The following is a 15,216-nucleotide window of genomic DNA, read 5'->3' as shown; positions in this document are numbered from 1 at the left end:
GCCCCCTCGCAATGACAGGTTCAAGGGCAGACAGCACATCTGTCCGGCACCCGGCCCTGAAGGGCCGGGCTGGGGTTACGAAGCCCGCTACGCGGGCTATGGCCCTCACCCCCCGGCCCCCGCTCCCACCTGACGGCGGGAGCGGGGGAGCCGCGGCGGGGAAGGGACAGGCACTGTTCGCACGGCAGGCAGCAGCGCCCCTCTCCCGCAACGCGGGAGAGGGGATGGGGGTGAGGGTACACTGGCCCAGCGCGCCGCGCGCTCCTATTGTCATTGCGAGCCGCGCGTAGGGGCAGAGCGATGCTCTGCCCCCGCGCGGCGAAGCAATCTCATGCGAGCACGGGATCTGTACGTGTAAGGCATCCGTTCCGCTGAAGGGGGAGATTGCTTCGGGGGCTGTGCCCCCTCGCAATGACAGGCGGGGAGCGGGAGATTGCTTCGGGCGCGTTGCACCCTCGCAATGACAGCTATAATCTTGTCAGCATTCTTTGCGTTTTTTGTGGCTAGCCAACTTCCATGCATATCCTCCACGTTGTGCAGCTCTATTGGCCGGCGCCGAGCGGCGCGGCCCGTTATTTTCAAGAGATCGGCGCGCGGTTGGTAGCCGAAGGCCATCGGGTGACGGTGCTGGCTACCGATGCCTTCGACCTTGAATACCTTTGGATGGCTGGCAAACGGCGGATCGCCGAGCCAACCGGCGCTCACGATGGCGTGCAGATCCGGCGGCTGGCAGTGCGGCGCTTGCCCGGCCCGGCCCTGCTCTACCCGATCATTCGCCGGTTGATGGTCGAACTAGGCCGGCTGGGCCGGCCCAGCGTTCCGCTCTTGCGCCGGCTGGCTACACTCACCCCGCAGTTGCCCGATCTGGCGGCGACGCTGGCCGATCCGGCGTTGGCCGATGTGGCAGTGGTGCATACCACCAACATTACCCTCGACTTTGCACTGCTGCCGGTAGCGCGGTGGGCGCGGCAGCGCGGCATTCCCCATCTCTGCACGCCGTTCGTGCATGTGGGTGAGCCGGGGAGCGAGCAGGTGGTGCGCTACTACGCGATGCCGCACCAAATTGACCTATTGCGGCAGACGACGCGGGTGGCGACGATGACCGATATCGAACGAGCCTATCTCATCCGGCGCGGGGTGCCGGCCGGGAAGATCGTCACCGTTGGCGCGGGGGTGACGCCTGCTGAAGTGACCGGCGGTGATGGCCAGCGGTTTCGCGCCGCGCACCGGATTACCGGGCCGGTTGTGCTGAGTTTGGGGGTAGCGGCGTTCGATAAGGGGGCGGTGCATACGCTGGCGGCAATGCGGCGGCTGTGGCAGCAGGGCAGCGACGCGGTGTGGGTACAGTGCGGCCCAGCCTTTGGCGGCTTTCAGGCAGCAGTCGAGGCGCTCACGCCAGCCGAGCAGGCGCGGGTGCGAGTGCTCGGCTATGTCGATAACGCCACTCGCCGCGACGCGCTGGCTGCTGCCGATGTCTATGTGCAACCCTCGCGCACCGACAGCTTTGGCATCACCTACCTCGAAGCGTGGTGCAACGGCGTGCCGGTGATCGGCGCGCGGGCCGGCGGTGTGCCAGCAGTCATCCGGCATGGGGGTGATGGCTTGCTGGTGCCGTTTGGCGACGTGCCCGCAATCGCGTCCGCTATCGACCGGCTGTTGCGTGATCGGGCTCTGGCGCGGGCGATGGGAGCCGCTGGGCAGGCGCGGGTCTGGCGCGAACTGACGTGGGATGCGGTCTACCGCCGGATTCGCCCGTTGTACGGTGAGCATGTCAGGGCAGGGGAGTAGGGAGCAGTTGCGCAGCGGTAGGCGCACGGGTGAGGCGATTTCCTGCCCTCTGTCATTGCGATCCGCGCGTAGGGGCAGAGCATCGCTCTGCTCCGCGCGGTGAAGCCATCTCCCACGAGCACGGATTGCATCCTCTCAGGCAGGTGTTCCGCTGAAGCAGGAGATTGCTTCGGGGGCAGGGCGCCCCGCTACGCGGGGTCGCCCCACCCCCTCGCAATGACAACGGGAAGCGGGAGAGATGCGCAGTGGGGTAAGGCCCCCTCACTATGACAAACGGGAAGGAGGAGGGGTTTGCTGTGGGCGCGTTGCGCCCTCGCAATGACAGCCGGGGAGGGGTGCCCCCTCGCAATGACAGGCGGAAGCTGCGCCACCCTTGACCGCTACCGCTCTACCCCTCTTCCCGCACCAGTTCCATCAAAATCCGATCGTAGCGCCGGCCATCGAACAGCGTCGCGCCACTGAGCCGGCCAGCTTCGCGGAAGCCGGCCCGCAGGTAGGCCCGGTAGGCCCGTTCGTTGAAGCTATGCACCCATAAGCGGATGTTGTACAGGTTGAGGTAGCGAAAGCCATACCTTGCCAGCAGCCGCACCGCTTCGCGGCCATAGCCTTGCCCCCACGCCGTTTTATCGCCGATCGCGATGCCGAGTTCGGCAATGCCGTGCAACAGATTAATGTTAGACAGGCTGCACGTGCCGATCAGCCGCTCGCTGTCGCGCAGCATGATCGCGAAGGTGCATTGGTCATCGCGCGTCGTAGCGTTTTCCCTAATCCACTGCTGTTCTTGTTCGAGGGTGCTGCTGCGCCCCTGTTGGCCTAACAGCGCCGTGAATTCCAGATCGGCGAACCACTGCGCCAAGAGTGGTGCATCTTCCGCCAAGACGTGGCTGAGAAAGACTTTTTCGCCGGCCATAATGACGGGTCGTGATCGTTCGCTCATCGTGCGCACCTGTTATGAACGCCAAGCGGTCAAGCGGCGCTGGCGGGATACAGCAGCGCTGTGTCCCTACGGGGTGTCCTCGTTATTCATCAAACGCGCATAGCTGTCGTACCGCGCTGCCGAAATCTCGCCGCGCTCGACCGCTTCGCGCACGGCGCAATGCGGTTCGTGCAGGTGTGTACAGCCGGCAAAATAGCAATCGCGCAAAAATGGGCGAAATTCGCGGAAGCACCACGCTAAATCTTCCGCCGGCAGGTTCCACAACCCGATCTCGCGAATGCCCGGCGTGTCGGCGACGTAGCCGCCCCCCGGCATGGTGAGCGGGATTAGTTCGGCGACGGTGGTGGTATGGCGACCTTTAGTCAATCGCTCACTCACCTCACCGGTGCGCAGGTTGAGGCCGGGTTGGATCGCGTTGAGCAGGCTGCTCTTGCCAACACCTGACTTGCCGGTGACGACACTGATCTTGCCGATCAGCCGCTCGCGCAGCTCGGCGATGCCTTCGCCGCTGATGATGCTGGTGTAGACGACCGGATAACCAATCTGTTCGTAGGGCTTGAACATGGCCGCCGCTGCTTCCTGCCCGACCAGATCGATCTTTGTAGCGACGATGATGACCGGTAATTCGCTGTGTTCGCAGATCACCAGATAGCGGTCGAGCATGCGCGGCGTGAATTCGGGTTTGGCGCAGGCAAAGACCAGCAAGACCTGATCGACATTCGCGACAATCACGTCTTCCTTATACGCGCCGCGCGGCCCGGCGGCCCGGCGCGCCAGCCGGCTCCGTCGCGGCAAGACGGCCTCGATCGCGCCTTGGCCGTTGCCGACTGGCGTCACCTCGACTTGATCGCCGATCACGACCAGATCGGTCGCTTGGCGCTCTTTCTTGAGCCGCCCGCGCAGCCGGCATTCAAGGATGCCCTGCTCGGTCTTGACCCAGAAGAAGCCGCTCTGCGCTCGCAAGACGGCGCCGGTCAGCCGGTTGGTGGCGGTGGCCGGCGCTTGTTCGACCAGTTCTGCTGCTGCTTTACGACTCATCGACGCGCACCTCCAGCCGGTTCACCCCCAGTAGATCAAAGGCCATGCTCACAATTCGTTCGATCAACGACGCCGGCGGTAGTTCGGCTGGCGTCGCTGCGGCTAGGATTGTAGATGCTTGTTGGTTCCGCCCGCGTTTGGGCGGATGGTATGATAATGAGCCGTCACGCTCTAGAATAATCACGGTAGTTCCCTCCACCTCTGACGGTTGGTTACGATCGGCGGCGGTAACGATGGCGTTGTGATCCGTCATCTCACATTTCCTTTCACGCTTGCTGCGAGAACCCGCTCCGTCGAACGCCCGCTGGGTGGAGGGAACAAAAGAGGCTGTGGGTTGCCTTGCGCCACAGCCTCAAAACAAGGCGGGCTGTAGGCGCTTGGTCAGCTTCCCACAGCCCGCCGGTATAACAGGTGAATGCCTGTTTAGCCCGCGCTGTGTGAAGCCCCTCCTGTGCCAGCGGAGTCGCTCGACACCATCACGACCGTTGTAAGTGTGAGTACGTGAATGATGTGTGTCATGGCTGCCTCCTCTGACCGGAATACAAATGAACTCTTGCCCGTGCAGCATAGCATGCCGGCAAGCGTCTGTCAATGCAGGTTGGCTCAGCCGTTAGACTGAACTTTGGCGGGATGGTAGGAATGGGACACGGATAAACACGGATGGGACGGATTGACACGGATCGAAACAACCGTGTTGATCCGTCTTAATCTGTGCCAATCCGTGTCCCATTCATCCAAATCAGGCCCGAATGCGAACAGCTTATCCAGCCATCACAATCTGCTGCAAGGTGGCGCTGGCGACGTTGCGCCCGCAGATCAGCGCGACGATCCGTCTCCCGCGCGGATCGCCGATCTGGCCTTCCAAGAGGGCGGCCAGCGGCACTGCGGCGCTGCCTTCGGCGATCAGGTGGTGTTCGTCGAGCAGCCAGCGCATTGCGCGGGCAATCGCGGCTTCGTCCACCAGCACCATCTCGTCGAGCGTTTGCTGCAAAATCGGCAGCGTGATGGTTTCTGGATCAATGCCGCCAGCCAGTCCATCAGCCAATGTCGGTTCGTCAGGCGCGGGAACGACCTTGCCGGCGCGCAAGGCTGCCGCCATTGCCGCCGATGCCGCCGCTTGCACGCCGATTACCCAGATGCGCGGGTTGAGCGCTTTGGCCCAGATGCCTACGCCGCTGGCCAACCCGCCGCCGCCGACCGCCACGATCACCGTGTCAGCCGCGGGCAACTCTTCCCACACTTCAATCGCCAGCGTGCCTTGACCGGCGATTACGGCTGGGTCGTTGTAGGGCGAGACGAATTGCCAGCCGTTGGTGGCGGCCAGCCGCAACGCCTCGGCTTCGGCAGCGGCGTAGCCATCGCCGTGCAAGATCAGCTCAACCGGATACCGGCGCAAGGCGGCGATCTTGGCCGGCGAGGCAGTGGCCGGCACGACCAGCGTGGCAGCGTGGCCGGTCATTGCGGCGGCATGGGCGATGCCAAGGGCATGGTTGCCTGCCGAACAGGCCACGATGCGCGTGCCCGGCGGTAGTTGGCGCAGCGCGTTGGCTGCGCCGCGCAGCTTGAAACTGCCGGTGACTTGGGCTAGTTCCAGCTTGAGCCAAACCTCAGCCCCGATCAGTGCGCTCAGTGGCCGGCTGAGTTCGAGCGGCGTCGGTTGGGCGATGCCGGCGATGCGGCGGCGAGCGGCCACGATGTCAGCGGGAGTAATGGGGAATTGCATAGAATATGCCTGTCAACAATCTGGCGTGCGGCAGTATAACTGCCGCGCACGCTCACGCATGGCCGCGGATCGGCTTTGGCCGGTACGGTTCCTCCAACCGCTTGATCTCCTCTGGCGTCAACTGCACGTCAAGCGCCGCGACCGCCTCTTCGAGCTGGTACATCTTGGTTGCGCCGATGATTGGCGCTGTCACTTCCGGCTTGTGCAACAGCCACGCCAGCGCGATTTGGGCGTTGCTCACCCCGCGCTCGCGGGCAATCTCGCTCACTCGCTCGACAATCACGTAGTCGCTGGCATCGTACATCGCGTGCGAAATGGTGTCAGAACGACCGCGCACCGTCGCCGCGCCGGTGCCTTGCGGCCGGTTGCCGGTGAGAAAGCCGCGCGCCAGCGGGCTCCATGGAATGACGGCCAAGCCGGCGTCGCGGCACAACGGCAACATCTCGCGCTCTTCCTCGCGGTAGACGAGGTTGAGGTGATTTTGCATCGAAACGAAGCGGGCCCAGCCGCGCCGTTCCTGAATGCCCAGCGCCTTCGCCAACTGCCACGCAAACATGCTCGACGCGCCGATGTAGAGCGCCTTGCCCGCCCGCACCACGTCGTTTAATGCCTCGAGCGTCTCTTCAATCGGCGTTTCGTAGTCCCAACGGTGAATCTGATACACGTCAACATAATCCATGCCCAACCGGCGCAGCGAGGCATCGATCGCCTGCATAATGTGCTTGCGCGAGAGGCCGCGGTCGTTGGGCCGGTCGCTCATCGGCTGGTAGACCTTGGTCGCAATGACCAGCTCGTCGCGGCTAACTCCCGAATCGCGGATGGCGCGACCCAAAATCTCTTCACTCACCCCCAGCGAATACATATCGGCAGTGTCAAAGAAGTTGATGCCGAGTTCAAGCGCGCGAAAGATAAACGGACGGCTGGCCTCTTCGTCGAGCACCCATTCGCGCCACGCCGGCGAGCCGTAGCTCATACAACCGAGACAGATACGCGACACTTGCATGCCGGTCGAACCAAAGCGGGTATATTGCATGGTTAGCTCCTGTCGTTTGCAACTGCGGGTGATACCTGTATCATAACAAAAGTTGACGAGTCTGATGTTGAGCGAAGCGGGGGGGGCGGCGTTGGGTATGGCTTATTTATGCGGCAGTACCACTGCCGCACTCCATAACCATAAACGGATTCGGCCCGCTCTGTCATTGCGCGGGCGCGGAGCGCCCGTAGCAATCCCCTGCGTGAGCGGTTGAGGAGCTGACAGAACAGTTAGTCGAGCAAACCGTTGATCGCTGTGTGATGCCGTAACGCTCGGCGCTGCCCTCCCCTCTCCCGTGTTACGGGAGAGGGGCTGGGGGTGAGGGTGAACCGGCTTAGCTCAAAGCCATCAACCGCATCTGCGCTCATGGGTTCTGTTCGCCCTTGAAGCGTGAGCGGGAGCGCTGCCTGCGCGATAACGAACTCAAAGACCATGTTTGGCCCAGAGAAACAGCGCCAGCGAACCGGTAGCACAAGACGACCTCCGCGTCCTCGGCGACCCCGGCGGTAAAACTTCCATCCGGGGTCTCTTGGCAGGCGAGCGGCCCGCGCTCCTTGCCCCCTTCCTCTCCGCGTCCTCGGCGACCCCGGCGGTAAAACTTCCATCCGGGGTCTCTTGGCAGGCGAGCGGCCCGCGCTCCTTGCCCCCTTCCTCTCCGCGTCCTCGGCGACCCCGGCGGTAAAACTTCCATCCGGGGTCTCTTGGCGGGCGAGCGGCCCGCGCTCCTTGCCCCCCTTCCTCTCCGCGTCCTCGGCGCCCCCGGCGGTAAAAACCATCCTCCGCGCCCCCGGCGGTAGGGTTGCCCGGCGGGCGAGCGGCCCGCCCTCCCTGCCCCCTTCCTCTCCGCGTCCTCTGCGCCCTCGGCGGTAAAAAACCTCTCTGCACCCTCGGCGGTACGGTGTTCCGGCGGGCGAGCGGCCCGCCCTCCCTGCCCCCTTCCTCTCCGCGTCCTCGGCGACCCCTGCGGTAAAACTTCCATCCGGGGTCTCTTGGCGGGCGAGCGGCCCGCACTCCTTGCTCCCGCCCCTGCGCCCCCGGCGGTAAAACAACCAGCCCTCCCTGCCGCTTGACCGGGCCGCAGGCGCGTGATAGAGTTAGTCTACTATGGTAACTGTTACCGTCCATGCTGGCCGCGAACGGCCGATCATCCAACGGCATCCATGGGTCTTCTCTGGCGCGATCGCCCACGTGCGCGGCAACCCTGCCCCCGGCGACGTGGTTGATGTCTGCGCCAGCGATGGCAGTTGGCTTGCGCGCGGTTTCTGGAGCGGCCGCTCGCAACTGCGGGTACGCTTAGCGACGTGGGATAAATCCCAGCCGCTCGATGAGACGTGGCTGCGCGAGACGATCGCCCGTGCAGTAAGCGGAAGGGAACGCTGGCTGATCGATCCCTCGACCGCGTGCCGGCTGGTGTTTAGCGAAGCGGATGGATTGCCCGGTTTGATTGTCGATCGCTACGGCTGCTACCTCGCCATCCAACTGCTGACGCAAGCCATGGCGGTGCGCGCCGAGCAGGTCGTGGCGGCGTTAGCCGATTTGCTCGCGCCGCGCGGCATCTACGAGCGCAGCGATGCCGAGGTGCGCGAGAAGGAAGATTTGCCGCCCGCGGTTGGCTTACGTTGGGGTGAAATGCCGCCGCGCTTGCCGGTGACGCCAATCACGGCGCTTGGCCAGCCGGCTAGCGGTGTGCGCATGTTCGTCGATCTGCCCGCCGGCCAAAAGACCGGCATCTATCTCGATCAGGCGATCAACCATGCCCGCGTCGGAGCCTACTGCGCCGGCGCCGATACCCTCGATTGCTTTTCGTATGCCGGCGGTTTTGCGCTGGCCGCCGCCAAAGCCGGTGCAACACGCCTCACTCTCGTTGACGCGAGCGCCGATGCGCTGGCGCTGGCCGCCGACAATCTCCGCCTGAATAAGGTAACGACACCGGCTGAGTTTGTCGAGGGTGATGCGTTCCACATCCTGCGCCGTTACCGGGCCGAGCAGCGCCAGTTCGATGTTGTGATTCTCGATCCGCCAAAGTTCGTGTACCAGCAGGCCCATCTCGAACGCGCCACCCGCGGCTACAAAGATATCAACTTGCAAGCCTTGCACCTCATCCGGCCGGGTGGCATCCTCGCCACCTTTAGCTGTTCAGGGCTCGTTTCTGCTGATCTTTTTCAAAAAATCATCTTTGGCGCTGCAATTGATGCTGGCCGCGATGTGCAGATTCTCGAACGGCTGGCCCAAGCGCCCGATCATCCGGTGTTGCTCAGTTTTCCTGAATCTGAATACCTCAAAGGATTGATCTGCCGGGTGTGGTAAACTAATGCTGTTCTTGTTGATGTAGAGTAGCTATGAACTTCACCATTTTTGAAGATGGTCACATCGCTAGCCCGACCGGCTTTCGCGCGACCGGCGTCTCGGCTGGTCTCAAAGAGGGCAGCAAAGCGCGTGATCTCGCGTTGGTCTATTCGCAGTACCCGTGCCGGGCCGCGGCGCTATTTACGACCAGCGTCTTCAAGGCGGCGCCGGTCTTTCTCAGCCAAGCCATCTTGCTGCGCAACCACGATGCGATTCGGGCAGTGCTGATCAACGCCGGGCAGGCCAATGCCGGCACCGGCCAAACCGGTCTGAATGACGCTATCGAGTGCGCTAAGATCACTGCCGATGAGCTAGAAGTGCCACGCGACTCGGTGTTAGTGATGTCAACCGGCATTATTGGAGTGCCGTTGCCGATGCAGCGGATGCGCAACGGCATCCGCCGCGCCGTCAGCGAGCTGGATAGCAATGGTGGTCGCCGCGCTGCGCTCGCCATCATGACGACCGACACGCGCCCCAAAGAGCGCGTGTTGCGCGTTTCGCTGCGCAACGGCCCGCGTTTTACCCTCGCCGGTATGGCCAAAGGTACGCGCATGATCCACCCGCGGCTAGCAACGCTGCTCGTGCTGATTACAACTGATCTGGCGATCAGCCAGCCGCTCTTGCAACGCGCCCTCCACCAGAGCGTGTCACGTTCGTTTAACCGGCTCAATATCGATGGCGATTGCAGTCCCAACGATAGCGTAATCATCTTAGCGAACGGCGCGATCGACCATCCGCCGATTACTGACTCGAGTTCGTGGGAATATGGTGTCTTCCAAGAGGCGCTTGATTATCTTTGCGCCGATTTGGCCGGTCAAATCGTGCGCGATGCTGCCGGTTCTGGTAAAGTGATAAAGGTGGTGGTGCAAGGTGCAATTGATGAAACGACTGCGCAGACCATCGCCCACACGGTGGCCCGATCCGGCTCGGTGCGTGCGGCCTGCCGGCGTAATTCGTCCGATTGGGGGGCATTGCTAGCCGCTATCGGCGCCAGCGCCGTCGAATTGCGCCCCGACCTGCTCGATCTGCGCATCGGCACCGTGCCGGTGATGCTGCGCGGCGCGCCGGTGCCGTTTGATGCAACCGCTTTGGTGCAGACGATGTCCGGCCCAGAGGTTGAATTGGTGATCGATCTCAACCTTGGGCTGGCTGAAACCACCGTCTGGACCTGCACGTGGACGGATGGGTAGTTATGGAACAGACTTTGCCCTTGTTTCCACTCGGCACGCTGCTCTTCCCCGGCGGTACGATGAGTTTGCACATCTTCGAGGAGCGTTATCGGTTGATGATTGGGCGCTGCTTATCGACCAATCAACCGTTCGGGATCGTCTTGCTGCGGCGTGGCCATGAGGTGATCGAGGGCCGGCGCATGGCAATTGCGCCTGAACCTTATGACATCGGCACCGTAGCGGTGATTCAAGAGCATCTCCGCCTCGAAGATGGCCGTTATCTGTTGCAAGTGGTTGGCCAGCAGCGCTTTCGCATCACCCAAATCGTCGAACAAGCCCCCTATCTGGTGGCGCAAGTCAAGCTGTTGCCCGATCGGGTTGATGGCGCAACCCTTGCTGCCGCCACCGAATTGCGCGCCGTCTACCAGCGCTATTGGGAGCGGGTTGCCGCCATTACCGGGGTTGAGATCGAGGTGGAAGAGTTGCCGCTCGAACCGATCCGGCTCAGTTACGCGCTTGCCGACCGGTTGCAGATCGATCCGGCCCAGAAGCAACGCTGGCTCGAAGCTGATGTGACTGCCCGCTTGCGGAGTTTGATCACGGCGCTGCGCACCGAACTCGCGATCTTGCCGCGCGGCCCGCAGGGGGTTGATCCGCAGAGTATGTTAGGCGGTTGGAATAGTCTTAATTGAACGGCGATGATTATCGGTTCTTGCACTATCCATCTCCACATTGCCGCGGCCCAATCGTTGAAAGAGAAGCGGCAGGTGCTGCGGTCGCTGATTGCCCGCATCCGCAATGAATTTAACGTCTCGGTGGCCGAAGTCGATGATCAAAACCGCTGGCAGAGCGCGGTTCTTGGTGTGGCAGTGGTGGCGACCGATCAGGTGCATGCCCAGCGCCAGCTCGAAGCCGTGGTCAGCTTTATCGAGCGCCAACGGCCCGATTGCCCGCTCCTGACCTACGAGATTGAGATGTTGTAACGCCCCCCTCTTGTCATTGCGAGGGAGCGGCGGCCCCCGCCCAACGGGTGTCGCCCGACCGAAGCAATCGCCCGCTTCAGCGGAAAGGGGCAGTTTCCGTGCTCGGGGGAGATTGCTTCGCCGCGCTCCGCGCGGCTCGCAATGACAAGCGGCGAACGCAGCGCAACCCCGCAGCGCATTTCTCCCGCCCCCCTCTTGTCATTGCGAGGGAGCGGAGCCCCCGAAGCAATCTCCCGCTTCAGCGGAAGGAACCCCGCAGCACATTTCTCCCGCCCCCTCTTGTCATTGCGAGGGGGCGGAGCCCCCGAAGCAATCTCCCGCTTCAGCGGCACCCATGCCTGAGTGGATGCAATCCGTGCTCGGGGGGAGATTGCTTCGCCGCACTCCGCACGGCTCGCAATGACAAGCGAGAGAGCAGAAGCAGTTCCTCGACCCATCTCTCTCGCGAGTGTGCGATAATATCACCAAAGGCACTCAGGACGGAAGATATTTGTGTGGCCGGATAAGCCTATGACCGACGACATCCATCCGTTTCCGCTGCTGGCAATGGTTGGCCAGACCGAACTCAAAACCGCGCTCATTCTTGGTCTGATCAACCCGCAGATCGGCGGCATTCTGCTCAGCGGACCGTACGGCGTCGGCAAGACGACGGCAGTCCGCAGCCTGCTCGATCTGATGCCGCTGGTCACTCGTGAGCCGGCTGACGGCGAAGGCCAGCCGGTAGTCGAGCGGATGCGGTTGATCGAGTTGCCGCTCAATGCCCGGCTGGAAGATGTGGTGGGAGGGATCAACGAGCGCATTGCGCTCGAGCAGCGAGTGGTGCGCTTGGAAGAGGGGATTCTCGCGCGCGCTCACGGTAACGTCTTGTATGTCGATGAGATCAACCTGCTCGATCAGGCGGTCGTGGACGCCATACTCGATGCAGCGGCGCAAGGCCGCACCTTTGTGCGGCGCGGCGCGATGGTGCGGCTCTTCCCTAGCCAATTCGTGTTAATTGGCTCGATGAACCCCGAAGAAGGCTCGTTGCGGCCCCAGATTCTCGACCGCTTCGGCCTGCGGGTATGGGTGGCACCGGTGACGGATCACCGCGCGCGGCTGGAAATCTACCGGCGCGCGCGCGATTTTCGCACCGATCCGGTGGCTTTCCGCCAAGCCTACGCTGCCCAGACTGCCGCGCTCGCTGAAGAGATTATGGCAGCGCGCGAAATTCTGCCCCACGTAACCATCCCGCCTGAACTCGAAGAGCAGGCGCTGGCGCTGGTGCAACAGTTGCGCATTCCCTCGCACCGGGCCGAAATCGCCTTGCTCGAAGGGGCGCGGGCCCGCGCTGCCGCTGATTTCCGCAGTGTGGTCAACACCGAAGATATTCGCCGCGTCGCGCCGCTAGCGCTCACGTGGCGGCATAGTGACTGGTTCGAGCAGCATACCGCTGGGGTGCATGCCGAGCACGCAGCCATTACCGCTGCGTTAGACGCCTTGTTCCCGCCGGAAGACCAGCCGCGCCGGCGGAGCCGGCGCAGCACGGTGCGTCAGATCGAAACAGCGTCGTCATCGTCGTCATCGTAGGGTCAAGGCATGCCTTGACCCTACGATGACGACGCCATCCCCACCGCCAGCCGGCGCACCGGCGCCTCTTGCGCCATCCGCTGCGTCAATTGCCATGCGCTCAGACAGAACGCCAATTGGGCCAGCGTCTGCGCAATCTGCTCAAACCACTGCACCGCAATCGTCTGCGGCACGTTGCTGGCCATCTGCGACATACCGATCACAACCAGCAACACCACCACAAACACCACCGCGATGCCGCGCATATTGCGCCGCCACGCACCCACCGCCAGCATCAGCAGCAACGCCACATTGCCGATCGTCGCCAGCATAATCAGCGGCACCCGCCACGGCCCGCCATTCGACGCAATCAACGCCGAACCACCCACAAACAGCGCAATCACGATCACCGGCACCAGCCATAGCCAGCCAATAGCCGGCTTGCCGCGCAACTGGCGCGTATATCCATAGACCGCGGTTGAGATCAGAGCAAAACCGGGAGCAATCATTGGGAACAGGGCTTGGCTGAATAGCGGAATATCAGTACCATTAATCGCCATCAGCAACTTCCACGTCGCCTTGAGAACGCCGCCGATCGCCAACAAACCCAAACCGGCAAACGCCATCATTCCCAGTCCCCGGTCGAGTTGGTACACTGTGCGGGCAATAAACCACACCCCGATCAGCGAAAAGATCACCGGGAGGTAATCCTCCAGCGCCAGCGCCAGCGAATATTCCATCTCCATCGCACGCCTCCCGCTCACTCAATAGCTTGACACACGAGTTCATTATATTGCATATCATACCAATTGACAAGATAGGGGTAACGTAACCGGAAAAGAATTGGCAAATGGCATCTCACCGCGAATCTTTTGCCGATCTCGCGCAGTATCTATAGTAGAGGCACGTATTGCTTGACAGTGAGGCTTGCTCCTGTCGAATCAGCTAGGCTAAGTGGCGCTTTACAAGACGTGGCGTTGTTCGCAGCGCAGATGCCACAACAATAAAACTCTTTGCGATCTTCGCGTTCTTCGCGCCTTTGCGTTAAACATCTTTGTGACCTTCGCGTTCTTTGCGCCTTTGCGTTAAATCCTTCGCGCCTTTGCTCACTCTGCGCCTTAAGGTTGGAGGAACTATGCTCGCCCAAGTCCATAGTTGCGCCGTGATCGGCCTTGACGGCATTCTTGTTGCGGTAGAAGTCGATGTCGCCACCGGCATGCCCGCCTTCAACGTGGTAGGGTTAGGAGATGCCGCCGTGCAAGAGAGCCGCGAGCGGGTGCGGGCAGCGATTCGCAACAGCGGCCTGAGCTTCCCGATGCGCCGGATCACCGCCAACCTCGCGCCAGCCGATCTGCGCAAAGCCGGCCCGGCCTACGATCTGCCGATTGCGCTCGGGCTGCTGATCGCCACCGGCCAGCTCGACGCCGATCTGAGCAATGCCGTCTTTGTCGGCGAGTTAGGGCTTGACGGCATGCTGCGCCATACTGACGGCATTTTGCCAATGGCGGCGGTGGCCCGTACCCACGGCATTGCCACCATGTACCTGCCGGTGGAAGACGCCGCCGAGGCAGCATTGATCGAGGGGTTGCGGATTATGCCGGTGCGCTCGCTGCGCGAATTGGTCGAACACCTCAGCGGCGCGCGGGTGATCCTGCCGTATCACAAAGTCACTGGTTTTACGCCGCCTCCGCCTAAACCGCATGTGGATTTTGCCGATGTGCGGGGGCAAGAGCACGTCAAGCGCGCCTTAGAGGTGGCTGCCGCTGGCGGGCACAATGTGCTGATGAGCGGGCCGCCGGGATCGGGCAAGACGATGCTAGCGCGGGCGTTGCACTCAATCTTGCCGCCGCTGAGCTTTACCGAGGCGCTCGAAGTGACCAAAATCTACAGCGTCGCCGGGCAACTGCCACGCGATATGCCGCTGGTGCGCGAACGGCCCTTCTGCGCGCCACACCACACCGTTTCCACCGCCGGATTGGTGGGTGGCGGCAGCCGGGTGCGACCGGGCATGATCTCGCTGGCCCATCGCGGCATTCTCTTCCTCGACGAGCTGCCCGAATTCGGCCACCGGCTCGAAGTCTTGCGCCAGCCGCTCGAAGATCGGGTGGTGACACTCAGCCGGGCCCATGGCAGCGTCACCTACCCGGCGTCGTTCATGCTGGTTGCGGCCCAAAACCCCTGCCCCTGCGGCTGGCATGGCGACCCTGAACGCACCTGCAACTGCCCGCCAATGCTGGTCAACCGTTACCAACGGCGGGTCAGCGGGCCGTTGCTCGACCGGATCGACATTCACGTCGAAGCGCCGCGGATCAACTACGACAAACTGAGCCACCACCTGCCCGGCGAGCCGTCGGCAATCGTGCGCGAGCGGGTGATCGCTGCGCGCCGCCGCCAAAGCGAACGGTTGCTTGATCACCCGCGTTGCCACAGCAACGCCGACCTCGGCCCAGCCGAAATCCGCGCCTTCTGCACCCCGGACAACGCCGGCCAAGCGTTGCTGAAAGCTGCCGTGCAGCGGCTCAACCTCTCAGCGCGCAGCTACCACCGGGTATTGCGGCTGGCCCGCACCATCGCCGATTTGGCTGGCGCCGAACAGGTAGCAGCGCCGCACGTGGCTGAAGCGATCCAATACCGGCCCCGGCAAGGAGAGTGAG

The 15,216-nt window shown here is 62.7% G+C and carries 13 protein-coding genes; 7 read left to right on the top strand and 6 right to left on the bottom strand.

Annotated features, from left to right (window positions below):
- Nucleotides 1–516 precede the first annotated feature (516 nt).
- A complete protein-coding gene (locus A6A03_RS03375; RefSeq protein WP_066783555.1) occupies nt 517–1,788 on the top strand; it encodes a glycosyltransferase family 4 protein in 1,272 nt (423 codons plus the stop codon).
- A 388-nt stretch (nt 1,789–2,176) separates the two neighbouring features.
- Here the strand turns inward: A6A03_RS03375 and A6A03_RS03370 are convergent, their stop codons facing one another.
- The 5 genes from A6A03_RS03370 to A6A03_RS03350 form a co-directional block, all read right to left on the bottom strand.
- Nucleotides 2,177–2,725 (bottom strand): GNAT family N-acetyltransferase, encoded by a 549-nt coding sequence (locus tag A6A03_RS03370; protein ID WP_066783553.1) that lies wholly within the window; start codon nt 2,723–2,725, stop codon nt 2,177–2,179.
- Between the two features lie 66 nt (nt 2,726–2,791).
- Entirely contained in the window at nt 2,792–3,763 is a 972-nt protein-coding gene (rsgA, locus tag A6A03_RS03365) for a ribosome small subunit-dependent GTPase A (RefSeq protein ID WP_066783552.1), read from the bottom strand.
- A complete protein-coding gene (locus tag A6A03_RS03360) occupies nt 3,753–4,016 on the bottom strand; it encodes a hypothetical protein (RefSeq protein ID WP_066783551.1) in 264 nt (87 codons plus the stop codon). Before A6A03_RS03360 ends, rsgA begins: the two co-directional genes overlap by 11 nt.
- A gap of 507 nt (nt 4,017–4,523) precedes the next feature.
- A complete protein-coding gene (locus A6A03_RS03355) occupies nt 4,524–5,486 on the bottom strand; it encodes a threonine ammonia-lyase (protein WP_066783550.1) in 963 nt (320 codons plus the stop codon).
- A 52-nt stretch (nt 5,487–5,538) separates the two neighbouring features.
- Nucleotides 5,539–6,519: an aldo/keto reductase gene (locus tag A6A03_RS03350; protein WP_066783549.1), complete on the bottom strand. Its 981-nt coding sequence runs from the start codon at nt 6,517–6,519 to the stop codon at nt 5,539–5,541.
- A gap of 1,104 nt (nt 6,520–7,623) precedes the next feature.
- On the opposite strand from A6A03_RS03350, the gene A6A03_RS03340 reads away from it, so the two are divergent.
- The 5 genes from A6A03_RS03340 to A6A03_RS03320 all read left to right on the top strand — a co-directional run bounded on the left by A6A03_RS03340 (nt 7,624) and on the right by A6A03_RS03320 (nt 12,583).
- Nucleotides 7,624–8,826, top strand: coding sequence for a class I SAM-dependent rRNA methyltransferase (locus tag A6A03_RS03340; RefSeq protein ID WP_066783547.1), 1,203 nt, complete (start codon nt 7,624–7,626; stop codon nt 8,824–8,826).
- 32 nt (nt 8,827–8,858) lie between these two features.
- Nucleotides 8,859–10,055 (top strand): bifunctional glutamate N-acetyltransferase/amino-acid acetyltransferase ArgJ, encoded by a 1,197-nt coding sequence (gene argJ / locus A6A03_RS03335; RefSeq protein ID WP_066783546.1) that lies wholly within the window; start codon nt 8,859–8,861, stop codon nt 10,053–10,055.
- A gap of 2 nt (nt 10,056–10,057) precedes the next feature.
- Entirely contained in the window at nt 10,058–10,726 is a 669-nt protein-coding gene (locus A6A03_RS03330; RefSeq protein WP_066783545.1) for an LON peptidase substrate-binding domain-containing protein, read from the top strand.
- 6 nt (nt 10,727–10,732) lie between these two features.
- Nucleotides 10,733–11,017: a DUF503 domain-containing protein gene (locus tag A6A03_RS03325; protein ID WP_066783544.1), complete on the top strand. Its 285-nt coding sequence runs from the start codon at nt 10,733–10,735 to the stop codon at nt 11,015–11,017.
- A 510-nt stretch (nt 11,018–11,527) separates the two neighbouring features.
- Complete coding sequence (locus tag A6A03_RS03320; protein ID WP_066783543.1) at nt 11,528–12,583, top strand: magnesium chelatase ATPase subunit I; 1,056 nt, start codon at nt 11,528–11,530, stop codon at nt 12,581–12,583.
- 20 nt (nt 12,584–12,603) lie between these two features.
- On the opposite strand, the gene A6A03_RS03315 is transcribed toward A6A03_RS03320, so the two are convergent.
- Entirely contained in the window at nt 12,604–13,308 is a 705-nt protein-coding gene (locus A6A03_RS03315) for a hypothetical protein (protein WP_066783541.1), read from the bottom strand.
- Between the two features lie 389 nt (nt 13,309–13,697).
- On the opposite strand from A6A03_RS03315, the gene A6A03_RS03310 reads away from it, so the two are divergent.
- The gene (locus A6A03_RS03310; protein ID WP_066783539.1) at nt 13,698–15,215 is read left to right on the top strand and encodes a YifB family Mg chelatase-like AAA ATPase; all 1,518 of its coding nucleotides are present in this window, start codon (nt 13,698–13,700) and stop codon (nt 15,213–15,215) included.
- The last annotated feature ends 1 nt before the right edge of the window (nt 15,216 follow it).

It is taken from the genome of Chloroflexus islandicus, from assembly GCF_001650695.1.
Taxonomy (GTDB): Bacteria; Chloroflexota; Chloroflexia; order Chloroflexales; family Chloroflexaceae; genus Chloroflexus; species Chloroflexus islandicus.
This window is presented reverse-complemented; position numbering and strand designations above follow the sequence as displayed.